23 protein-coding genes and 1 pseudogene are annotated in these 21,154 nt (G+C 62.4%); 10 read left to right on the top strand and 14 right to left on the bottom strand.

Features of this window, described 5'->3' with window-relative positions; genetic code table 11:
- Positions 1-6: 6 nt before the first annotated feature.
- The 9 genes and pseudogenes from mnmG to dapA all read left to right on the top strand — a co-directional run bounded on the left by mnmG (position 7) and on the right by dapA (position 9,387).
- Positions 7-1,890, top strand: coding sequence for a tRNA uridine-5-carboxymethylaminomethyl(34) synthesis enzyme MnmG (gene mnmG, locus AWY79_RS11735; RefSeq protein WP_066804022.1), 1,884 nt, complete (start codon positions 7-9; stop codon positions 1,888-1,890).
- 130 nt (positions 1,891-2,020) lie between these two features.
- Positions 2,021-2,842 (top strand): hemolysin family protein, encoded by an 822-nt coding sequence (locus AWY79_RS11730; RefSeq protein WP_066804019.1) that lies wholly within the window; start codon positions 2,021-2,023, stop codon positions 2,840-2,842.
- A gap of 3 nt (positions 2,843-2,845) precedes the next feature.
- Positions 2,846-4,363, top strand: a complete 1,518-nt coding sequence (gene lnt, locus AWY79_RS11725; RefSeq protein ID WP_066804011.1) for an apolipoprotein N-acyltransferase — start codon at positions 2,846-2,848, stop codon at positions 4,361-4,363.
- A protein-coding gene (prfB, locus tag AWY79_RS11720; protein WP_099093206.1) for a peptide chain release factor 2 occupies positions 4,363-5,482 on the top strand; the annotation gives its coding sequence in 2 pieces (ribosomal slippage) (positions 4,363-4,437 and positions 4,439-5,482; 1,119 coding nt in all). Before lnt ends, prfB begins: the two co-directional genes overlap by 1 nt.
- Positions 5,466-6,308 (top strand): GGDEF domain-containing protein, encoded by an 843-nt coding sequence (locus AWY79_RS11715; RefSeq protein ID WP_233490913.1) that lies wholly within the window; start codon positions 5,466-5,468, stop codon positions 6,306-6,308. The genes prfB and AWY79_RS11715 overlap by 17 nt, the downstream gene beginning before the upstream one ends.
- A 12-nt stretch (positions 6,309-6,320) precedes the next feature.
- Positions 6,321-7,179, top strand: a pseudogene (locus tag AWY79_RS11710) (MinD/ParA family protein).
- A gap of 137 nt (positions 7,180-7,316) precedes the next feature.
- Entirely contained in the window at positions 7,317-7,592 is a 276-nt protein-coding gene (locus AWY79_RS11705; RefSeq protein ID WP_066804002.1) for an HU family DNA-binding protein, read from the top strand.
- A gap of 1 nt (position 7,593) precedes the next feature.
- Entirely contained in the window at positions 7,594-8,457 is an 864-nt protein-coding gene (locus tag AWY79_RS11700) for a UshA-like (seleno)protein family 2 (protein ID WP_420705225.1), read from the top strand.
- Between the two features lie 48 nt (positions 8,458-8,505).
- Positions 8,506-9,387 carry a 4-hydroxy-tetrahydrodipicolinate synthase gene (gene dapA / locus AWY79_RS11695; protein ID WP_066803996.1) on the top strand — a complete coding sequence of 294 codons (882 nt, stop codon included), beginning with the start codon at positions 8,506-8,508 and terminating at the stop codon, positions 9,385-9,387.
- 80 nt (positions 9,388-9,467) lie between these two features.
- Here the strand turns inward: dapA and AWY79_RS11690 are convergent, their stop codons facing one another.
- Positions 9,468-9,890, bottom strand: coding sequence for a DsrE family protein (locus tag AWY79_RS11690; RefSeq protein WP_066803993.1), 423 nt, complete (start codon positions 9,888-9,890; stop codon positions 9,468-9,470).
- Positions 9,891-10,147: 257 nt separating this feature from the next.
- Here AWY79_RS11690 and AWY79_RS11685 point away from each other — a divergent pair, with 257 nt between their 5' ends.
- Positions 10,148-11,320, top strand: a complete 1,173-nt coding sequence (locus AWY79_RS11685; protein ID WP_066803990.1) for a methyltransferase domain-containing protein — start codon at positions 10,148-10,150, stop codon at positions 11,318-11,320.
- A gap of 84 nt (positions 11,321-11,404) precedes the next feature.
- Here AWY79_RS11685 and AWY79_RS11680 read toward each other — a convergent pair whose 3' ends face one another.
- From AWY79_RS11680 to kdsA, 13 genes are all read right to left on the bottom strand, one after another.
- On the bottom strand, positions 11,405-12,325 hold the full coding sequence (locus tag AWY79_RS11680; protein ID WP_066803986.1) for a manganese-dependent inorganic pyrophosphatase: 921 nt from the start codon (positions 12,323-12,325) through the stop codon (positions 11,405-11,407).
- A 94-nt stretch (positions 12,326-12,419) separates the two neighbouring features.
- Positions 12,420-13,094: a PTS sugar transporter subunit IIC gene (locus AWY79_RS11675; RefSeq protein WP_066803984.1), complete on the bottom strand. Its 675-nt coding sequence runs from the start codon at positions 13,092-13,094 to the stop codon at positions 12,420-12,422.
- Positions 13,095-13,122: 28 nt separating this feature from the next.
- Positions 13,123-13,587, bottom strand: a complete 465-nt coding sequence (locus AWY79_RS11670; RefSeq protein ID WP_066807202.1) for a PTS sugar transporter subunit IIB — start codon at positions 13,585-13,587, stop codon at positions 13,123-13,125.
- A 10-nt stretch (positions 13,588-13,597) separates the two neighbouring features.
- Complete coding sequence (locus AWY79_RS11665; RefSeq protein ID WP_066803981.1) at positions 13,598-14,035, bottom strand: PTS sugar transporter subunit IIA; 438 nt, start codon at positions 14,033-14,035, stop codon at positions 13,598-13,600.
- Positions 14,036-14,037: 2 nt separating this feature from the next.
- Positions 14,038-14,919 (bottom strand): RNase adapter RapZ, encoded by an 882-nt coding sequence (gene rapZ / locus AWY79_RS11660; RefSeq protein ID WP_066803978.1) that lies wholly within the window; start codon positions 14,917-14,919, stop codon positions 14,038-14,040.
- A 16-nt stretch (positions 14,920-14,935) separates the two neighbouring features.
- Positions 14,936-15,385 (bottom strand): PTS sugar transporter subunit IIA, encoded by a 450-nt coding sequence (locus AWY79_RS11655; RefSeq protein WP_066803975.1) that lies wholly within the window; start codon positions 15,383-15,385, stop codon positions 14,936-14,938.
- A 2-nt stretch (positions 15,386-15,387) separates the two neighbouring features.
- Positions 15,388-15,930, bottom strand: a complete 543-nt coding sequence (gene hpf, locus AWY79_RS11650) for a ribosome hibernation-promoting factor, HPF/YfiA family (RefSeq protein WP_066803973.1) — start codon at positions 15,928-15,930, stop codon at positions 15,388-15,390.
- Positions 15,931-15,964: 34 nt separating this feature from the next.
- Positions 15,965-17,383 (bottom strand): RNA polymerase factor sigma-54, encoded by a 1,419-nt coding sequence (gene rpoN, locus AWY79_RS11645; protein WP_066803971.1) that lies wholly within the window; start codon positions 17,381-17,383, stop codon positions 15,965-15,967.
- 240 nt (positions 17,384-17,623) lie between these two features.
- Entirely contained in the window at positions 17,624-18,349 is a 726-nt protein-coding gene (lptB, locus tag AWY79_RS11640; RefSeq protein ID WP_066803969.1) for an LPS export ABC transporter ATP-binding protein, read from the bottom strand.
- Positions 18,350-19,228 (bottom strand): LptA/OstA family protein, encoded by an 879-nt coding sequence (locus AWY79_RS11635; protein WP_078063763.1) that lies wholly within the window; start codon positions 19,226-19,228, stop codon positions 18,350-18,352. It lies immediately after the preceding gene.
- On the bottom strand, positions 19,212-19,829 hold the full coding sequence (gene lptC / locus AWY79_RS11630; RefSeq protein WP_066803967.1) for an LPS export ABC transporter periplasmic protein LptC: 618 nt from the start codon (positions 19,827-19,829) through the stop codon (positions 19,212-19,214). Before lptC ends, AWY79_RS11635 begins: the two co-directional genes overlap by 17 nt.
- Positions 19,830-20,354, bottom strand: coding sequence for a KdsC family phosphatase (locus AWY79_RS11625; protein ID WP_066803964.1), 525 nt, complete (start codon positions 20,352-20,354; stop codon positions 19,830-19,832).
- Positions 20,347-21,150, bottom strand: coding sequence for a 3-deoxy-8-phosphooctulonate synthase (kdsA, locus tag AWY79_RS11620; protein WP_066803961.1), 804 nt, complete (start codon positions 21,148-21,150; stop codon positions 20,347-20,349). The genes AWY79_RS11625 and kdsA overlap by 8 nt, the downstream gene beginning before the upstream one ends.
- Between the last annotated feature and the right edge of the window lie 4 nt (positions 21,151-21,154).

Genomic DNA, 21,154 nt, shown 5'->3' with positions numbered 1-21,154 from the left:
CACGCCATGCAGCGCAAAGCCCCGTTTCCGGACCGGTTCGACCTCGTTGTGGTCGGCGCGGGCCATGCCGGCTGTGAAGCCGCCATGGCCTCGGCCCGGCTGGGCCTCAGGACGCTGCTCCTAACCATCAACGTCGACCGCATCGGGCACCTCTCCTGCAACCCGGCCATCGGCGGCCTGGCCAAGGGCCACATGGTCAAGGAGATCGACGCCCTGGGCGGCATGATGGGCCTTTGGGCCGACGCCGCGGGCATCCAGTTCCGCATCCTGAACACCCGCAAGGGGCCCGCCGTGCGCTCCAGCCGGGCGCAGATTGACCGCGCCCGGTACATGCAGGCGGTCCAGGAATCCGTGTTCGGCCAGGAGAACCTGTGGGTCTTCCAGGACATGGGCGCGGCCGTGCTGACCGAAAACGGCGTGGTCTGCGGCGTGCGCACCGAGCTGGGCGATGTCTTCCCCACCAGGGCCGCCCTGCTGACCACCGGCACCTTCCTGCGCGGGCTGATGCACATCGGCCTGGACCACTTCAGCGGCGGGCGCATGGGCGATCCGGCCTCCAATTCGCTCTCCGACAACCTGCGCGAGCTGGGCTTCACCCTGGGCCGCCTCAAGACCGGAACCACCCCCCGACTGCTCAAGGATTCCATCAATTTCGAAGTGATGCAGGTACAGCCGGGCGACGACCCGCCGGTCCCGTTCAGCTTTCGCAACAAGACGGTCCCCCTGCCGCAGGTCCCCTGCTGGCTGACCTACACCAACGAGAAGGCCCACGAGGCCATCCGCTCAGGGTTCGACCGTTCGCCCATGTTCACCGGGATCATCGAAGGCACCGGGGCGCGCTACTGCCCGTCCATCGAGGACAAGGTGGCCCGGTTTCCGGAAAAGGACCGGCATCAGATTTTCGTCGAACCGGAAGGGCTGGACAGTCAGGAAATGTACCCCAGCGGCATCCCCACCAGCCTGCCCTTCGACGTCCAGAAGAAGATGGTCCGGGCCATCGAGGGGCTGGAGAACGCCCAGATCGTGCGCCCCGGCTATGCCATCGAGTATGACTACGTGCCGCCCACCCAGCTCAGGCCCACCCTGGAGACCAAGGCGGTCCCGGGCCTCTATTTCGCGGGCCAGATCAACGGCACTTCAGGGTACGAAGAGGCCGCCGCGCAGGGGCTGTGGGCCGCCCTGAACGCGGCCTGCAAGCTGCGCGGCGAGGAGCCGTTCCTGCCCTCCCGCGATCAGGCGTACATGGCCGTGCTGGTGGACGACCTGGTGACCAAGGGCACCGAGGAGCCGTACCGCATGTTCACCTCCCGGGCCGAGCATCGGCTGCTGCTGCGCGAGGGCAATGCGGACGAGCGGCTGACGCCCGTGGGCCGCAAACTCGGCCTGGTGGACGACGCCCACTGGACCCTCTTTTCCGCCAAGCGGGATAAACTTGAAGCGGTGCTTGAGGTTTTGCGCACGGTCCGCGTCAGGCCCGATGCCGCCACCCGCGAGACCCTGGAATCCATCGGCGCGTCGATCCCCGGCAAGGCCGTGGAGCTGGCCGCCCTGCTGCGTCAGCCACAGATGGAGATCGGCAGGCTGGCCGTATTCCGACCGGAGCTCGCGTCCATGGACGAGGACGTCCTGGCCGAGGCGGAGGTCCGCGTCCGCTACGAGGGGTACCTGGTCAAGCAGGAGGAGCTCGTGGCCAAGTTCAAGTCCCTGGAGGACAAGGTTCTGCCCGAGGACCTGGACTATGCCGAGGTTTCCGGCCTGACCCGCGAGGTGGTGGAAAAGCTCTCCAAGGTGCAGCCGCGCACCCTGGGCCAGGCCGGACGCATCTCCGGCGTGACCCCCGCGGCCCTCTCCTGTCTCGAAATCCATCTGAAAAAACTCGGCCTATCGTAACACTTGCCCGCCCTTCATTTGTTGACAGGCTGTTTCAGTCTGTCTAAATACATGATCAATGATGCATCGCGTGCGCACACGCGCACGACATTTCGCATACCCAAGTGAACCCCTTCTAAGGAGTCTGGTCTTGGACGAAGGATCCGACAGTCGATTTCGCTCTATTTTCAAAAAAATATTCGGCAACAACGACCATCAGATAGAGGAACACATCCTCGAGGCCAAGGCCGACGGCGAGCTGGAGAGCCACGAGGTCTCCATGCTGCTCAACGTCCTTGAGCTGGACCAGAAGCTCGTCGAAGAGATCATGGTCCCGCGCACGGACATGGTCTGCGCCGACGCCGCCAGCACGGTCAAGGACGTGGCCGAGCTCATCGTTCACCACGGCGCGCATTCGCGCATCCCCATCTACCAGGACACCAAGGACCACATCGTCGGCGTGGTCCACGCCAAGGACCTGCTGGAGCCCCTGCTCCAGTGCCAGGGCGAGACGTCGGTCATGGAGATCCTCCGCCCGGCCTTCTTCGTGCACGAGGAAAAGCCACTGGACGAAGTGCTGGCCTATTTCAAAAAGGAAAAGCTCCACATGGCCATCGTCCAGGACGAGTACGGCGGGACCTCGGGCATGGTCACCATGGAAGACGTGCTGGAGGAAATCGTCGGCGACATCTCCGACGAATACGACGAGCAGCGCCCGGAGGAGATCCGGGCCTATTCGGACGGCACCTTCATCGTCTCCGGGCGGGCCTCCCTGGAGGACGTCCGGCGGACCTTCGTTCTCGACCTGGAGAGCGACGAGGTGGACTCCATCGGCGGCTACCTGGGGGCCATGGCGGGCCGCATTCCCTCGCCTGGCGAATTCTACACCTTCTCCGGCTGGCGGTTCACCATCCTCGAGGCGGACGAACGCCAGATCTGGTCCATCAAGGTCGAACCCCTGGAGCATTCGTAGCCCGTGCTGAAGCTGGTCCTCCTCGCCACGGTCGGCGCCTGGATAGGGTTCTCCAACCCCCTGTTCCATTTCCCGCCGGCGGTCCTCGCCTTCCCGTTGGGATTGGCCTGGATCGGCCTGCGTGCCACCTCCGGACCCAAGGCGTTCCGCTTCGGCTGGCTCGCCGGGACCCTGGCGGCCACGGGCTGCTTCTACTGGATGGTCATTCCGGTCCAGATCTACGGCGGCCTGCCGTGGTTCGTGGCCCTGCCCTGCCCCGCGCTCCTGGCCGCGTTCATCGGCCTGTATTTCGGCCTCTTCTCCCTGTCCATGCACTTTGCGGGCAAGCGCATCGACGGTGTCCCGCTGTGCCTCCTGGCCGGGTTTTCCTGGACCGCCATGGAAATGCTCATGGGCACCGTCCTGTCCGGTTTCCCGTGGCTCAACCTGGCCTCGGCCTTCTCGGCCTGGCCCGCCTTCGTGCAGGGCGCGTCCGTGGTCGGAGCCTACGGCCTGTCGGGCGTGTTCGCCACCCTGGCCGTGGCCGTGCTCCTCTACTCCACCTACCGCTCCGCCCTGGCCCTGGCCGTGGGACTGGCCGCGCTCATCGCTGGGTTCGGCTTCTACCGTACCGCCACCTTCGACGTGGGCGACCAGGACTACATGGTGACCATCGTCCAGGGCAACGTGGACCAGGGACTGAAGTGGAACACCACGTACCAGGCCGACACGGTCAAGAAATACGCGCAGCTGAGCCTGGAGGCGGTCTCCAAGGAAAGCCCCACGCTGCTGGTCTGGCCCGAGACGGCCATGCCCTTCTATCTCCAGGAGGACACCGGCTACCGCAAGGCGCTGGAGCTGCTGGCCAACGACACCGGAACCGCGATCATCGCCGGGTCCCCGGCCTACAAGGTCGTGGACGCCAAGACCAGGAAATACGTCCTCTACAACCGCGCCTGGCTCATCGATTCCTCTGGCCACATGACCCAGTCCTACGACAAGGAGCACCTCGTCCCCTTCGGCGAGTACATGCCCCTGGAGAAATGGGTTCCCTTCAAGAAGCTGGTCCAGGCCGTGGGGAACTTCCGGCCGGGCGAGGACAACAGGCCGCTCAAGCTGAACGGCGTTGCGCTGGGCATGCTCATCTGCTATGAAGCCATCTTTCCGGAACTGGCCCAGCAACAGGTCGAGCGCGGGGCGAGCGTGCTGGTGAACATCAGCAACGACGCCTGGTTCGGCAACACCTCCGCCCCTGGCCAGCACCTCGACCTGGCCGTCATGCGGGCCGTGGAGCAGGGCCGCTGGCTGGTTCGCTCCACCAACACCGGCATCTCGGCCTTTGTGGACCCGCTGGGCAGGCTGGCCGGAGTCACCCGCCAGTTCGAGGCCGGAACCCTGAGCATGAAAATCGCTGCCATTCAGGCCAAGACCGTGTATCATGCGCTCCGTGACTGGCTGAACGTCTTTGTCTACGTCATGACCGCAGCCGCCTTCGGCTACCTGGCGTTCGCCTCCAGAAGAAAGAAAGGAACCGTTGAATAATGTTGGAATATCCTGAACTGAAAGCCGCCTCCGCCGATCTCATCGACCAATTCGAATCCCTTTGGGGGCGTCTTTGACCACGCGGAAACCAAATCCCGCCTCGAAGAAATAGAAAAGGACCTGTCCAAGCCCGGCGCCTGGGACAAGCCCGAAGCCCTCACCCCGCTGCTCAGGGAAAAGAGCCAGCTTTCCACCAAGCTCGAGATGTACGACAACCTGGCCGAGGCCAAGGATGACCTGGACGCCTGGCTCGAGCTGGCCCACGAGGACCCCGAAGAGGAGTCCCTGAGCGCGCTCAACGCCCAGGTGAAGCTGCTCCGCGAACGTCTGGCCGGGACCGAACTGGCCACCATGTTTGCCTTCGAGCACGACAAGGGCAACGCCATTCTTGAAATCCATCCCGGCGCGGGCGGCGTCGAGTCCCAGGACTGGGCCGAGATGCTCCTGCGCATGTACAACCGGTACGCCGAGCGCAAGGGGTTCAAGGTCACCCAGCTCGACTACCAGGCGGGCGAGGAAGCGGGACTCAAGTCCGTGACCCTCCAGATAGAGGGGCTGTTCGCCTACGGGCTGCTCAAGGGCGAAACCGGGGTGCACCGGCTCATCCGCATCTCCCCCTTCGACTCCTCGGGCCGTCGGCACACCTCCTTCGCCTCGGTGGACGTCTACCCCGACATGGACGACGACATCGAGATCGAGGTCAAGGAGGAGGACCTGCGCATCGACACCTTCCGCTCCAGCGGACCGGGCGGCCAGTCGGTCAACAAGACCAGCTCCGCCGTGCGCATCACCCACCTGCCCACGGGCATCGTGGCCCAGTGCCAGAACGAGAAATCCCAGCACCGCAACAAGGCCACGGCCCTGCGGCTGGTCAAGGCCCGGCTCTACGAGCAGGAACTGAAGAAGATCGAGGAGAGCCGCAGGCAGGACTACCAGGCCAAGGACGCCATCGCCTGGGGCAGCCAGATCAGGACCTACACCCTCCAGCCCTACCGGCTGGTCAAGGACCACCGCTCCAACAGCGAAACCGGCAATGTGGACGCCTTCCTCGACGGAGACCTGGACGAAATGATCCGAAACCATCTACTGTTCATCCATGCCCATGGAAAAAAAGATTAAATTCCCCGAAAACGAACTCGCCACGGAACTCCACGCGCTCCAGGAGGAGCTCGGGGACATATCCGGCACGGCCTGCGACGAAAGCCAGTCCGTCTGGATATTCCGCCTGCTCCAGGGCGTCTGCCCCGAGGATTGGGAAGCGATCGCCTCCCGGTACGACCTCAGGCAATGGCTCTCCCTGCCCATCAACGGGGATTCCTACCCGCACCTGAAGCGGTTCCAGGAGACCCTGGAGCACCTGGCCTACCAGACGGACCACGACCCGCTGACCGGGCTGGCCAACCGCCGCGCCTTCGACCGCATCCTGGACGTAGAAATCGAACGCTCCAAGCGCGCCCGCACCCCGCTCTCCCTGGCCATCTTCGACCTCGACAACTTCAAGCGGATCAACGACACCTACGGGCACACCAAGGGCGACGAGGTGCTGGCCACCTTCGCCGCGCACCTCAAGGCATCCACCAGGCGCTACGACCTGGCGGCGCGGTTCGGCGGCGAGGAGTTCGCCCTGATCATGGCGGGCTCCGGCCTGGTCAAGGCGCAGCGGCTCCTGAACAGGCTGCTGGACGAGTTCCGCAAGATCGAATTCGCCATCCCGGACGGCGGCGGAACCTTCCGCGTCACCTGCTCCGTGGGGTTGACCTGCTACAAGGGGACCGAGAACATCACCGACAAGGAGCTGATCGAACTGGCGGACGGCGCCCTCTACGAGGCCAAGGGTTCCGGCAAGGACCAGGTCAAGGTTTCCAGGCTCTCTTTCGCGGACAACGTTCCCAACGAAACCCTGGTCCACGCAAACGAAAAGCAATTCCTGTTCGGCGGAAAATAACGGAGACGGACCATGAACCACAACAATACTCTCAGTCTCGCCATAATGAGCGGCAAGGGCGGGGTCGGCAAGACCAACATCGTGCTCAACCTGGGTTACGCCATGCACGAGGCGTCCATGACCTCCATGCTCATGGACTGCGACCTCGGCCTGGCCAACCTCGACGTGTTGCTCGGCATCTCCCCCGACCGCAACCTGCACGACCTGTTGCAGACCGGCGTGGATGCCGAGGACGTGCTGGTCTCCATCGAGGACGGCTTCGACATGCTGCCCGCCACCAGCGGGGTGCCGGAGCTGGTCGAGATGGACGAGGACCTCCAGGACATCCTGTTCAAGAAGCTCATCTCCCTGGCGGGCGAATACGATTTCCTGATGCTCGACCTGGGTGCCGGCATCAGCCAGACGGTGCTCTCCCTGGCCGCCCTGACCCAGCTGCGCGTGGTGGTGGTCACCCCGGAGCCGACCTCCCTGACCGACAGCAGGGGGGGGGGGGGGGGGGGGGGGGCGGCCGACCTCCCTGACCGACAGCTACGCCATGATCAAAATCCTGGCGACCCAGCACGGCGTGAAGGATTTCCTGGTCCTGGTCAACCAGGCCACCAACGCGGCCGAGGCCAACCAGACCTTCGACAGGCTTAACGCCGCGTGCCGGAATTTCCTGAGTCTGGAGCTGCGCAACCTGGGATTCGTGCACCACGACCGGACCATCGTCGAAGCGGTCCGGCGCCAGACCCCGCTCATGAGATACGCCCCGAAAGCCAAGGCGGCCAAGGACATTACCAGCATCGCCAAGAAGCTCATCCGGTACCGGGAAGACAACCTGGAACGGATCGGCGGAAGGCCCATCCTGAAAGATTTTCCGTCCGAATGAAATTTATCAAATAGTTGTTGACGAAAAGAGTTATTTTTCGGCATAGTTAGTGAGAATTTCTGGATAGATTTCTTTTTTGTTACCTCACAGGACCAATAACGGAACCTGCGGGCAACGTATGTTTCAGGGGGAACATCATGAATAAGAGCGAGTTGATCAAGGCTCTGTCAGAACAGAAAAAAATGCACGTAGACGAGGCTACCAAGGTGGTTTCCGCCTTCGTGGACTCCATCAAGGAAGCACTCCTGGAAGGCGACCGCGTGGAGATTCGGGGTTTTGGCAGCTTCAAGATCAAGGACTACGAAGGGTACACCGGGCGCAATCCGAAGACCGGTACCGTGGTCCAGGTCAAGCCCAAGAAACTTCCCTTTTTCCGTCCCGGCAAAGAGCTGAAGGAATTCATCAACCAATAGGATGCGACGGCTCATATACTGCCTTTTGTTGGCGGTCTGTATCCCTGTGTGCGGCGTTGCCCACGCACAGGGCTCTGTTCTGACCATCCTTTATTCGGCGAATACGTTTGGCACGGTGAAGCCATGTCCCACCTGAGGCGGTCGCACCCTCGGTGGACTGGCCCGTCGGGCCACGTATTTTTTTGACGTTCATAAAACGGACTCTCCCAGGTTGCTTGTTTCCGGTGCCTATGAATTTCTGCGGCCGGGCGGCAACCCGGGGCTGGCCGAGACCATGGCGGCCATGAACAAGGCGTTCGGCTTCATGGGCTATGACGTGGGGCTGCTCTCCCCGGCCGAGGCCGAAGCCCTGCGAGCCGACTCCATCCCGGCCTGGCCCTGGCAGAAGACCGCCCGGGAAGAGCCCTACACGGTCATCCCCGTTGACGGCGGCCGCAAGGTCGGCTTCCTTCGCTTCCCTTCCCTTGGCCTCGACGAGGATCAACCCTCGGACGACCTCATCCGCAGGTTGTCGGCCAGGATTCAAAAGGAACGCGACGGGGTGGATCTGCTCATCGGACTGTGCGATTGGGGCTGGGTGGCGGAAAACGCCTACCTCCAGGCCCGCGCCGAATCGGTTCCAGACATCCTGCTCGGCAGCGGGTCCGGTGCAGGGGTCAACGGGCGCATCCTGGCCGACGGGCGTGCGCTGTGGGTCCGCCCCTACGACAAGGGGCGCTCCCTGGTCGAGGTGGCCGTCTACCAGTGGCCTCAACGAGAGAATTCATTTGCGTGGAAGGAAGTGACGAACTATAAGACTTCTTCCATAGGCATGAACGACACGATCAAGGACAACCCGGAAGTCGACGCCATGTTCGGGGATTGATCCCGACAGGGCCCTTCCGATGCATCCATACTTCAGGAGGAGATGACAATGGAATTAAGAGGAGCATTTACCGCTCTCTCGACGCCGTTCAGGGATGGCGAGGTGGACGAATCCACCTATCGCGATTTCATTGAATGGCAGATCGAGCAGGGAATCGACGGCCTGGTGCCCTGCGGCACCACCGGCGAAGCCGCGACCATGACCCACGCCGAGCAGGGAAAGGTCATCAAAATTTGCGTGGAGCAGGCCAAAGGCCGCGTTCCCGTCATCGCGGGCGCCGGCTCCAACTCCACCAAGGAGGCCATCGAGCTGACCAAACTGGCCAAGGAGGCCGGTGCGGACGCGGCCCTGCAGATCACCCCCTACTACAACAAGCCGACCCCCGGCGGCCTGGTGGCCCACTTCAAGGCCATCGCCGATGCGGCCTCCATGCCCATGGTCATCTACAACGTGCCCGGAAGGACCGGCCTGAACTGCCTGCCGTCCACCCTGAAGATGATCAAGGACGCGGTGCCCGAAGCCATCGCGGTCAAGGAAGCCACCGGCAACCTCTGCCAGTGCGCCGAGGTGGTCGAACAGTGCGGCCGTGATTTCCAGCTGCTCTCCGGCGACGATTTCACCGTCCTGCCCCTGCTCGCGGTGGGCGGCGTCGGCGTCATCTCCGTCATCTCCAACATCATGCCCAAGACCATGAGCGACATGTGCAAGGCCTTTTTCGACAAGGACCACGAGAAAGCCATCGAGCTGAGCCTCAAGATGGCCCCTGTCAACCGCGCCATGTTCATGGAGACCAACCCCATCCCGGTCAAGACCTCCCTGGCCATGATGGGTATTTTCAAGGACGCCCAGTTCCGTCTGCCCATCGTCCCCCTGCAGGACGAGAACAAACCCAAACTGGCAGCCGTGCTGAAAAACGCGGGTCTTTTGTAATGTTCATAGCCCCTGCCGTCGTGGCAGGGGCTTTTTCGTCATCTCCTGGAAGGGACGGTTTGTCGCCGTCCCTTCTTTTTTTAATAGGAAAGCGCCAGGGTGTCCGGCAGGACCGCAGCATTCACCCCGGCCCCTTCATCGGACAGGACGCCGGCCATCAGGTCGGCCTTGGTCATTCCGCCGACGTTCTTCATGCACATGGGGCAGGCCAGGACCACCCCGCCGTCCGCAATGAACGCCTTGACCAGGTCCTGGATGGACTGGCCCGAAGGATAAATCGGTGAGGGGATGTTGTCGTTAACCAGAAGCACCCCATAGACATTGAAGAACAACGTCGCCTTCACTCCCTTGTTCTTCATGATGTTGTGGGTGAACTTGATGGCCATTGCGGCCTTGTTCACGTCATCGGTGGTCACGCTGGTGAACACTCGCTTCGGCTCCCCGGCAAATGCGGTGGAGGCGAGCAGGCAGCACAGGATCAAAGCGACAAGGATTCTTTTCATGAAATTCACTCCGGGTATGCTGTTACGGGAACCGGCAGAGGCCGGATACAATTTTCACGTCATGACAATACACCACAAACCACCCCAGGCCGCAATATCCACGACTCCTTTGAAAGGAAGTCAGGGGTTGCCTGGGGCTGAACCGCGATTTATGTATTGAAATGGACCAATGGCCCCGCACGACAACCTTTGAACTCAATTCAGAGTGAGCATTGAAGGAACATGTGACTCGATTCGGAAGTAACTCGTTGGCTACTTTGGAATTGGCTCTCACCTGGAACGATGGAAACAGACGGTTCAAGGACCGCATAACGGCCCGCCGGGTCAACGCCTGGAGGGATATCTTTCCGTCCGGCCTCAAGGAAGGCCTCCAAGGAAAAACCGAGGGGGAATCCATCAGCCTGGATTTTGCCCCGGGAACGCTGGTCCCGGCGTACAACGACGGCCTGGTCAGGGAACTGGACACCCGCCGTTTCCGGTCCGTATCCGTCAACGGCAGACGCATCCTTCCGCACCCCGGCCGGTTCTATCCCCTGGGCCTGTTCTCCGGGCTGGCCGGCGTGTATCCAGGCACCATGACCCCGGCCCGCGTGCTGGCCGTGAACGGCGACGCCATGACCGTGGACCTGAACCACCCCCTCGCCCGCTTTCCGTTCTCCTTGGAGGCGGCCATCCAGTCGATTCAGGACAAGGTGTCCGACACCGGCGGCCTACTCTACCACTGGGGCGAGGAATTGTGCGACAACGGCCCGGGCATGCAGGCGCGTTCGCCAAACGGCCCGACCGAATTCATTACCCCGGGATTCCTGGACAGGGACGACGAGGATGACGGCCGTTTCTATGCCGCGCCGCGCTTCGTGGGCCATGTGGACGACACTGCCGGGGACAATCTCGCGGCCATGTACGGCCGGTTCCTCGAATCCGGGATGAAGGTTCTCGACCTGATGAGCAGCGTGCAGTCCCACCTGCCGAGCGGCCTTGAGCTCGACGTGACCGGCCTGGGCATGAATCGCGAGGAGATGGAGGCCAACACGGCCCTGGCGGAGATCGCGGTCCACGATCTGAACCTGGACCCGGCCATCCCCCTCTCCGGTCCCTTTGACGCGGTGGTCGTAAGCCTGTCCGTCGAATACCTGGCCGACCCCGTGGCCGTACTCAGGGAGGCCGCCCAACGCCTGGTGCCGGGCGGCGTGATCCTGATCGGCGTCTCCAATCGCTGGTTCCCCACCAAGACGACGCGCGGCTGGACCGAACTGCATGAGTTCGAACGCGTGGGATATCTGCTGCAACTGCTGGAAGAGGCGGGGTTCGGCGGTCCCATGGGCGCGGAAAGCGTGCGCAACGACTGGCGGCCCCAGGCCGACCGCCACTTCCTGGAGACCCGCGGCGTCAGCGACCCGGTCCACGTGGTCCACGCCTTCAGGCAATAGCCGTCGTTCCCCCCAAAAAAACAAAAGGCCCGCCAGCACAACGCTGGCGGGCCTGACTTTGCGCACTAATCAGTAAGCTTCAGCTTAGCCTTCGAAGGCCTTGATGAAGTTGGGGGCGACCTGCTTCTTGCGGCTCATGACGCCGTCCAGCCAGACGGGCTCGCCCTTGGTGGCGATGCCGAAGGCCTTCTCGACCACTGCCGGATCGTCGGAGGCGATGAGCATCTCGGAGCCTTCCTTCATGATGTCGGTCAGCAGCAGGAAGACGGAGTGGCGGCCATCGGCCTTGACCTTCTCGATCTCGGCCTGCAGGGCGGCCTTGTGGGCGTCCAGCATGGACAGGTCCACGACTTCCAGCTGGCCGATGCCGACCTTGTTGCCGGACATGTCGAAGTCCTTGTAGTCGCGGAAGACCAGGTCGCTGGCGGAAGCGCCGTCAACGGCGGACTTGACCTTGAACATCTCCATGCCCAGAGCCATGACATCGGCGACGCCGGCGATCTTGGCCAGGGCGGCGACGGCATCCTTATCGGCGTCGGTGCAGGTGACGGACTTGAACATGACGGTGTCGCTCAGGATGGCACAGAGCAGGATACCGGCGACGTTGGCCGGGATCTCGACGTTGTAGAAGTCGTACATGGACTTCAGGACGGTGCCGGTGCAGCCCACGGGCCAGACCCACATTTCCAGGGGACCGGGGGTGGTGACGTCGCCCAGCTTGTGGTGGTCGACGACGGCCACGAGCTCACCCTTGTCCAGGTTGTCGATGGTCTGGGAAATGTCGGTGTGGTCCACCAGGATGATCTTCTGATCGGTGGCGTCGGCGACGATCTCGGGAGCGGCAAAGCCGAACTTCTCGAGAACAAAGGCGGTCTCAGGAGCGATTTCGCCCTGGGTGACGGCCTTGGCGTCCATGCCACGCTTGGTGTACAGGTCGGCGGCAGCAATCGCGGAAGCGACAGTGTCGGTATCGGGGTTTTTGTGTCCAACAACCAAAATAGCCATATCAAGTCCTCCTAATTGAATTATCCATATAACAAGGGATACATCCGTTCAAAATAGAATGTGACGAATATCACAAACATCTTCGACTGCCAAGCTAAAAGCGCGGCCAAAGCAAGAAAAGCACAAAAATAAGAATGCCCGTTGCGAGAACGACATACGCCCGTTTCTGGCGCAGCGCCATGAGGCCGCCGAGGGACGCGGCGACCCACAAATGCGCCCAGGTCACTCCCAGATGGGAAAAAGCGGTGGGATACAGGTCGTAAAAGAGCTGAAAACACAGTTTGAGCGTGAAAACGGCAGCGAAAAACACGCCCCAGTTGATAAACAGGTTCCTGCCCATGGAGCGCAGGATGATGGTCCCAGGGGTGTGCATGGAGCGCGGATTGCGCGCCCAGTTGAGCATGGCGTTGTAACTGGCTTGTTCCCGATCGCGCAACCACCCTTCCAACCTGGCCCCGAGCCAGGCCAGCGGCATGCTGGCGAAGAGCACGGGCATGATCTTGGAGGGCTGGTCCAGGCCGAAATAGGTGGACAGAGTCAAGGCCGAGAAGGTCGCGGCTGTCAGGTGCGGGGGGATGTACGTCCCGGCCGGAATGAGGTCGAGCCAGAACAACTCGAAGAAAATGGCGATGTACAGGCTGGTGGTGTATTCTCCGGTGGCCGCGCCCCAGAAGAAGCCGACAACCAGGGGGCGCTCAAGCAGTCCGAGGCTTAAGGCCGTGCGGCACAGGGAGAAGAGGGCAAAAAAAAAGCGACCCCCGCAAACCAGGCCAGCGGATGCAACAGCAGCGCGGACATCAGAACCTCACCTGCACCGGGTCGTTGGGAACGCAGCGGAAGTCGAGCTCCACGCCCTTCCTGTTCAGGTGCCGCAGACAGCTCTCGTCCTCCACGGACAGGGCCACGCTGGGGGATATCTGCCGCTTGCCGGGGCTGTAGTGGACGTTTCCGATGTTCAGCACGTGGAAACCGAAGCCGGAATCAAAGGCGCGCCGGGCGTCGGCGCAGCTGGAAAAGAGAATGATCGCCTCGGGCTCGGCGGAATCGCCTGCGGAACCGGCCACCACGCCCTGGACCTCGTCCACGGAGACGAAGGTGCTGTCCACGGTCTGGGGGATGGCCAGGGACATGATCTCCTGCTGGAGAATGTCGTGAGCGAGGTCGTCGTTGGCGACGATGACGGACTTGGCTCCGGTGTAGGGCAGCCATGTTTCGATGATCTGGCCGTGAATCAGGCGGTTGTCTATGCGAACGAGAAACACGGCGGGCACCCTACTTTTTTGCTTTTCTGCGCAGCATCGCCCCTGCGACCTTGATGCCCTGCTGCCCTGCTTCCATGGCCTTCTCGGCCAGTGCGGGCAGCTTCATGGTGCGGGACTGGAGGGTGGCCACCAGCATGGGCAGGTTGACCCCGGTGATGACCTCCAGGTTCTCGGACTTCATCAATGACAGGGACATGGTGGTGGGCGAACCGCCGAAGAGATCGGTCAGAGCCACGACGCCGTTGCCCTTCTCCACGGACTGGATCGCCTTGCGCACGGCCTCCAGGGTCTCGTCCACGCCCTTGTTCACGTCCACGCCGATGGCGATGCAGTTTTCCTGCGCACCCATGACCATTTCCGCGGCCCTGAGCAGGGTCTCGCCGAGTGTGCCGTGGGTGACCAGGACTACGCCGATGGGAACGTTCTTCTTTTCAGTCTGTGCCGCCATGTCTAGCCGAGTTCCATGTGTCGATGTTCAATCGTTGCCGTATACCCTTTTTTCTTCAGGGATGCCAGCACTGACTCGGCCACGGAAACGGACCGGTGGCGTCCTCCGGTGCAGCCCAGTGCGAGGGTGATCCGGTACCGCCCTTCGTCCGCATAGAGCGGCAGGGTGTAGGTCAGAAAATCGAGCAGGTGCTGCATGAACCCCTCCCCCACCGGGTTGTCCAGGACGTAATCGGAGATCGCCTTGTCCAGGCCGGAAAGGGGCCGGAGGTTCTCGTCGAAATAGGGGTTGGGCAAAAAGCGGAGGTCGAAGACCAGGTCAGCCTCGGACGGCACGCCGTACTTGAAGCCGAAGGTGATGATATGAACGCGCATCCCCTTCCCCGCCTCCTCGATGGCCGACCACTTGGTCTGGATCACCCGGCGCAGGTCGTGGATGGAATAATGCGTGGTGTCGATGACCAGGGCCGCGGCCAAGCGGACCGGTTCGAGCAGCTCGCGCTCCATCTCGAGCGCCTGCTCCAGGCCGAGGTTGCGGCTCTCCAACGGGTGGGGCCGCCGCGTGGTGGCATAGCGCCGCACCAGCTCGCCCATCTTGGCCTCCAGGTAGACCACCTGGGGCAGGATGCCGAGATCGGCGAATCCCTGCAACGCCTCGTCCCAGCCGTTGACGAACTCGAACTGGCGCAGGTCCATGCCGAGCGCCAACCCGCGATACTTGGTGTCGAACTTGAGGATCAGGTCCGCCAGCTTGGGCGACATCTCGCAGGGCAGCCCGTCGATGCAGAAGAATCCCAGGTCCTCGAACACCCTGAGGGCGGTGGACTTCCCGGAACCGGAGAGCCCGGTGACGATGACGACGGGAAAGGGATTTGTCGGGGTCAAAACGGCCTGCCGGGTTTTAGACGTCCTTGAGGAGTGACCAGAGGCCGTCGAACCCGTCGGCCGCGAGAAACGCCTTGCGGAACTCCTCGTCCTTGAGCAGCCGGGAGATCTGGGCCAGCACGCGCAAGTGCATGCCCGCCACCTGTTCCGGGGCCAGGACCAGGAAGAAGATGCCGCACGGGCTGTGGTCCAGGGCTTCGAACTCGACTCCTTTTCGGCTTCGCCCGACCACGACCATGACCTTTTCCAGGTTCTCCAGCTTGCCGTGGGGGATGGCGATACCGTCGCCGATGCCGGTGGAGCCGAGGCGCTCGCGATCGAGAAGGACACGGACCGCTAGGTCCGTGTCCATCTCGGGATATATCTCGCCCAGGGGGGCGACCAGTTCATTGAGTACGTCCGACTTGGTCTCGGACTGCAGCTCGGGAAGGATCAGTTCCTTCGCCAGGTAATCACTGAGTTTCATGCTTAGTTTCCGGGGTCGATGAGGCCGTAATCGCCGTTCTTTCTCTTGTAGATAACGTTGACGCCTTCGGTTTCCGCGTTGCGGAAGACCAGGAACTCGTTCTCCAGGGCATCCAGCTGCATGGCGGCCTCGTCCACGGACATGGGCTTGGGCTCGTATGCGTCGGTGCCGACGATGGTCGGGGCCGCTCCGGCTCCGATCTCATCGAAGGAGATGTAGTTCATCTGCACCATCTTATTGGGACGCGCCTGTCTGGGGCGGTTCTTCATCTTCTCGCGCATCTTGCGAAGCTGGGCTTCCAGCTTGTCCAGGACCATGTCGATGGTGGAATACATATCCTCGGAGTCCTCGTAGGCCGAGATGTGAATGCGATCCGAGTTGAGGATCACGTCCGCCTTGTGGCGGAACTTCTCGACCAGCAGGTTCACCTGGAGATCTGCTTCCGCATCGGAAACGTACTTCGCAACCTTTTCAAAACGCTTTTCAGCGTAACCCTTGAGGTGATCGGACGGCTCAAAGTTCTTGAAAGTGAAGCTGATGTTCATACGCTGCCTCCTGGTTGTGTGTCCGGCAAGCAGACTAGAAATACTGCTTGCGCTTGGATGACGAAGCAATACCCATTGCCGAACGGTACTTGGCGACCGTGCGCCTGGCGATGTTCACGTCAAGTTTCTCCTTGAGGATCTCGCCGATCCGTTCATCGCTGAGCGGTTTCTTCGTGTCTTCATCCGCGATCATCTGCTTGATGAGCGCTTTCACGCTCTCCGAGCCCACCTGGGAACCGTCGTTCAGGTCCAGGGCGGAGTTGAAGAAAAACTTCAACTCGTAGATGCCGTGGGGGGTTGAAACGTACTTGTTGGTCGTGATCCGGCTCACGGTGGATTCGTGCATCTCGATGTCTTCCGCGACCTCCTTGAGGATCAAGGGTTTGAGCTTTGTCACGCCTTCCTCGAAGAACCCCCGTTGAAAGCCGACAATGGACTCGACTACTTTATACAGGGTTCGCTGCCGCTGGTACAGACTTTTCATCAACCATGCGGCGGAACGCATCTTTTCCTGGAAATATTCCTTCTCCTTGTCCGCCGCGCCCTTCATGGAATCCATGTAGAAGCTGTTCATCTGCAAACGGGGCAGCCCGTCCTCGTTGAGGATGATGACGAAGTCCTCGCCATACTTGTAGACGAAGACGTCGGGCGAGACGTAGTGCGGCTCGGTGCTGGAGAAGCTGGCGCCGGGCATGGGGTCGAGCGTCTGGATCGTGTCGAGGTAGTCCTTGAGCTCTTCCATGGTGATCTTGAACTTGCGGGCCAGCGGCTTGTAGCGGTTCTTCTCCAGGTCTTCCAGGTGGTCGCGCACCAGGGAGACCAGGGTCGGATCGTCGTAGCCCAGGACTTCCATCTGAACCAGCAGGCACTCCTGGGGGGAACGGGCGGCCACGCCCACGGGGTCCAGGCGCTGTATGCGCATCAGGACCGACTCCACCTCTTCGTCGGTGGCCTGAATCATGGAGGTCAGCTCCTCCATGGAGGCCTGGAGATAGCCGTTGGAATCGATGTTGCCGAGGATGACCTCGCCGATGGCCACTTCGTGCTCCGTGAAATCCGAAAGCCGCATCTGCCAGGTGACGTGGCCTTCCAGCGAAGGCTTGGAGGCAAGGCGCGCTTCGAACGACATCCCCTCCTCCGGAATCTCGGAGTCCCGGGACAGGGCCTGCTTGGAGGTCGAGGAAAATTCGCCGAGATAGTTTTCCCAATCGGCGGTGCGGACCAGCTCTTCCTCGGCCTGGGCCTCGGTCAGGACTTCCCGTGGGTCGGGCGTTTCCTGCGGTTCCACCTCGGGCTCGGTCTCATCCAGGAACGGATTTTCCAATAGTTCCTGCTGTACCGTTTCCAGCAGCTCCAGACGGGAGAGCTGCAGCAGCTTGATGGCCTGCTGCAACTGAGGCGTCATGACCAGTTGCTGTGTGAGCTTGAGCTGTTGCCGAAGTTCCAATCCCATGATTCCCTGCTCGCTTTACGGTTTCACAATATCGCTCGCCGGATATTTTTACTTTTTTCCCGGCTGCGGGAAGTTTTTTTCGGTTCAACTATGCCACATGCAAGAAAAGGACGCAACACAATTGTGTTAACGTCCTGTTTCCATTAATAATCCAGCGGATATACGCGAGTATGAAAAAAGTGTACCAACCTTTGGGAACCGTGTAAATCCGGAAAGCGCAAAAAATGCGCGGTTTCGCGGCTAGAGCCGGAAGTCTTCGCCCAGGTAAATCTGCCTGGCCCGGCTCGATTTGACGATTTCCTCCGGCGACCCTTCGAGGATGACCGTGCCCTCGTAGACGAGATAGGCGCGATCGCAGATATTCAACGTTTCACGAACGTTGTGGTCCGAAATCAGGATGCCGATGTCCATGGACTTGAGCACCGAGATAATCTCCTGGATGTCGATGACCGCGATGGGGTCGATGCCCGCGAACGGCTCGTCCAGGAGGATGAACTGCGGGTCGAGGATCAGGGCGCGGGCGATCTCGAGGCGCCGCCGCTCGCCGCCGGACAGGAACATGGCAGCCTGGTCCGCCAGCTTGGTGATGGTGAACATCTCCATCAATTCATCCGCCCTGGCCCGCTGTCGGCGCGAATTCATGGCCGTCTGCTCGAGGATGATCTCCAGGTTCTGACGCACGGTCAGCTTCTTGAAGATGGAACTCTCCTGGGGCAGGTAGCTGACGCCGAGCCTGGCCCGCTCGTGGAGCGGCCTGCCGGTCAGGACCTCGTCCCCCAGGACCACCTGGCCGGTGTTCGGGGCCACGATGCCCACCAACATGTAGAAGGTCGTGGTCTTGCCCGCGCCGTTGGGGCCGAGCAGCCCGACCACCTCGCGCTTGTTCAGCTCGATGTCGATGCCGTGCACGACCTCTTTCTGGCCGTACCGCTTGGACAGGTTCGTGGCTCGAAGACCGGTGGCCATCTACTGCACCTTCATGCTGCCGGGAGCAACGAAGATCGCCTTGACCCGCTGGTCGCCGCCGATGACCTCGGACCGGTTGTCCCGGACGTGGAAGTTGATCACTTCGCCGGTCAGGGAATTGGGGCCGTCCTGAAGCAGCGGGCTCTGCTCCATCTTGAGCAGCTGGGGGCCGACGAAGTAGGTCAGCTTGCCGCAGGACCCTTCGGTGGTCCCCTTCTTGGCCCGGACATTGCCCTCGGCCACGATGCGGTCCACGCTGTCGGCGGAAAACTTCTTTTTATCCTTGTCCGAGAGGTAGGCGGAGAGCTTGTCGGCCCACAGGGTCAGCTCGCCGTGCTCGGCCACCACGTTGCCCACGAAGGACACGACCTTGCCGGACTCGTCGTAGACCATGCGGTCGGAGGTGATCTTCACCGGAAGCCGGTTCGGGTCCGTGCCCGCCTGGACGGGCGCGGGCGGCGGCGTCGCGGCCACCTCGGCCTTGACCTCCCCTTCCCCGGACTCGACCGCGACAGGCGCGGGTTCGGGCTGGGGTTCGGGCTTTGCAGCGACAACGGCTTCGGCTGGCACGACCTTGAGGAACTTGGCGTTGGCGTAGCCCAGGGCCTTGGTCTCGTCGCGGTCCGCCTGGTCGAGCCGGAAAATGGCCACCCAGCCGTCCGTGGCGAAGTCCGTGCGCACCCGTTCGCCCTTGGTCAGGGTGAGGACGTGCTCGCCGGAGCGGTCCGGCTTGCTGCGCACGTTGAGGTTGACCGTGGCCTCGCGCACCTCGCCCCAGTCCTGGGCGACGGCGGAGACGGGGACCAGCAGCGCGGTCAGCGCCAGCACGAAAAACAGACAGCGAAACGTCTTCAGCAACGTCTTATTCCTTGTTTTCATTCAGAGGACTCCTCTCCAGCCCCTCCGGGGCCAGCAGCGCCTCGACGCCCCCGGCAGCCACCATCTGGCGGGCCACCAGGTCTATTTCCAGGGCCTTTGCCTGGATGGTCATGTCCGGGCGGCGCACGGTGATCCCGCCCTTGAGGTACACCTTACCTATCGCGCCCACATAATCAAGCTGCTGGGCATCCAGGGCGATGTCGCCGAACCGTCCGCTCACGCCGTCGTACAAGGTCAGGTTGTCGTTCTCCTGGTCCACCTCGCCCCGATCGGCGCGGACGTAAACCTCCTGGCGATCCTCGCCGAAAAAGGCGGTCAGCTGCGGATATTCCACCGCGATCAGCCCCAGCCCCTGGTTGTATTTGGCGGTCTTGGCCTGGAGCTTCCAGTCCATGCTCCCCTGCTTGCCCTGGACCAGCTCGATGTCCTCGGCGGACACGTCCGCGTCCTCGAACAACTGGCGGCGCGAGGCCGGGGTGGATTCAGCGGTGGTGTCGGGCTCCACGATGGGATCGGAGAAAAAGACCGCATTGATGCCCAGGCCGAGCAGCAGGCCGAAGGCAAAGATGAGGAACAGGGTCAGCGCGGGACGCCCTTTCATCTAGTCCACCCAGCGTTGCAGGGCCTGCTCCTTGAGACCTCGGGCCTCAAGGATGAACATGATGGCCTCGCGGACCGCGCCGTTCCCGCCTTTGCGGGTGGACACCCAGTCGGCGGCCTCGATGACCTCCGGCACGGCGTTGGGCACGCACAGGGCCAGACCGGCCCGCGCCATGGGGCCGAGGTCGATCCAGTCGTCGCCCATGTAGGCGGCCTCGGACGGGTCCACGCCCACCTTGGCGCAGATGTCCTCGAACAGCGGGACCTTCTTGTGCTTGCCGGAGTGATAATGCCGGATGCCCAGTTCGCGCACCCGGGCCTCCACCGGCTTCTGGTCCAGGCCGGTGATGACGCCGATCTCCAGTCCAACGGCCTGGGCCATCTTGATGCCCAGCCCGTCCTGGACGCTGAACCGCTTCATGGCGATGCCGTCGTCGCCGTAATACAAACCGCCGTCCGTGAGGACGCCGTCCACGTCGAGCACCAGCAGTTTGATGTTTTTCGCGAGCAGGGAGGCGTCAGCCACGGGCGACCTCCCACAGGGCCAGGAGCTTCCGGAGCAGGGATTCCACCTGGGCCAGAGGCAGCGAGTTGGGGCCGTCGCAGAGCGCCTTGTCCGGGTCCGGATGGACCTCCATGAACACGCCGTCCGCGCCGGCGGCCACGGCCGCGCAGGCGAGCACGGAGACGAACTCCCGCTGCCCGCCGGACGCGCCGCCCAGCCCTCCGGGCAACTGCACGGAGTGGGTGGCGTCCATGATCACCGGCACCCCGAAGGATTGCATTTGCGGGAAGGAGCGCATGTCCACCACCAGGTTATTGTACCCGTAGGTGGAGCCGCGTTCCGTGAGCCAGATGTGCTCGTTGCCCGCGGCGCGGAGCTTGCCGACCACGTTTTGCATGTCCCAGGGGGCCAGGAACTGGCCCTTCTTGACGTTGACGATACGCCCGGTCTCGGCCGCGGCCACCAGCAGGTCGGTCTGGCGGCAGAGGAAGGCCGGAATCTGGAGCACGTCCGCCACCTCGGCCACCGGGGCGGCCTGCTCGGGGTGGTGGATGTCCGTGACCACGGGCAGCCCGGTGGCCGCCTTGACCTCGGACAGGATCCTGAGGCCTTCTTCCATGCCCGGGCCCCGGAAACTGGTCACCGAGGTCCGGTTGGCCTTGTCGAAGGAGCTCTTGTAGACCAGCGGGATATTCAGCTTGGAGGCCAGTCCGGCCAGGGTGTCGGCGGTCTTGAGCGCTATCTCCCGGCTTTCAATGGCGCAGGGTCCGGCCAGAATGAACGGGCCGGACTTGCTGGCTGCGTAAAGGTCTGCCATCGGA

This window comes from Pseudodesulfovibrio indicus (assembly GCF_001563225.1).
GTDB lineage: Bacteria > Desulfobacterota > Desulfovibrionia > Desulfovibrionales > Desulfovibrionaceae > Pseudodesulfovibrio > Pseudodesulfovibrio indicus.
Note: the sequence above shows the minus strand (reverse complement) of the source record. Positions and strands in the feature narration are given on the sequence as shown.

Bases quoted from the DNA above. Each gene is read 5' to 3' on its own strand.
- dapA (WP_066803996.1), top strand. From the start codon at position 8,506: ATGGAATTAAGAGGAGCATTTACCGCTCTCTCGACGCCGTTCAGGGAT.
- kdsA (WP_066803961.1), bottom strand. From the start codon at position 21,150: ATGGCAGACCTTTACGCAGCCAGCAAGTCCGGCCCGTTCATTCTGGCC.
- AWY79_RS11635 (WP_078063763.1), bottom strand. From the start codon at position 19,228: ATGAAAACAAGGAATAAGACGTTGCTGAAGACGTTTCGCTGTCTGTTT.
- mnmG (WP_066804022.1), top strand. From the start codon at position 7: ATGCAGCGCAAAGCCCCGTTTCCGGACCGGTTCGACCTCGTTGTGGTC.
- AWY79_RS11715 (WP_233490913.1), top strand. From the start codon at position 5,466: ATGGAAAAAAAGATTAAATTCCCCGAAAACGAACTCGCCACGGAACTC.
- AWY79_RS11680 (WP_066803986.1), bottom strand. From the start codon at position 12,325: ATGGCTATTTTGGTTGTTGGACACAAAAACCCCGATACCGACACTGTC.
- AWY79_RS11665 (WP_066803981.1), bottom strand. From the start codon at position 14,035: ATGGCGGCACAGACTGAAAAGAAGAACGTTCCCATCGGCGTAGTCCTG.
- rpoN (WP_066803971.1), bottom strand. From the start codon at position 17,383: ATGGGATTGGAACTTCGGCAACAGCTCAAGCTCACACAGCAACTGGTC.
- lptC (WP_066803967.1), bottom strand. From the start codon at position 19,829: ATGAAAGGGCGTCCCGCGCTGACCCTGTTCCTCATCTTTGCCTTCGGC.
- AWY79_RS11690 (WP_066803993.1), bottom strand. From the start codon at position 9,890: ATGAAAAGAATCCTTGTCGCTTTGATCCTGTGCTGCCTGCTCGCCTCC.
- AWY79_RS11655 (WP_066803975.1), bottom strand. From the start codon at position 15,385: ATGAAACTCAGTGATTACCTGGCGAAGGAACTGATCCTTCCCGAGCTG.
- hpf (WP_066803973.1), bottom strand. From the start codon at position 15,930: ATGAACATCAGCTTCACTTTCAAGAACTTTGAGCCGTCCGATCACCTC.
- AWY79_RS11705 (WP_066804002.1), top strand. From the start codon at position 7,317: ATGAATAAGAGCGAGTTGATCAAGGCTCTGTCAGAACAGAAAAAAATG.
- lptB (WP_066803969.1), bottom strand. From the start codon at position 18,349: ATGGCCACCGGTCTTCGAGCCACGAACCTGTCCAAGCGGTACGGCCAG.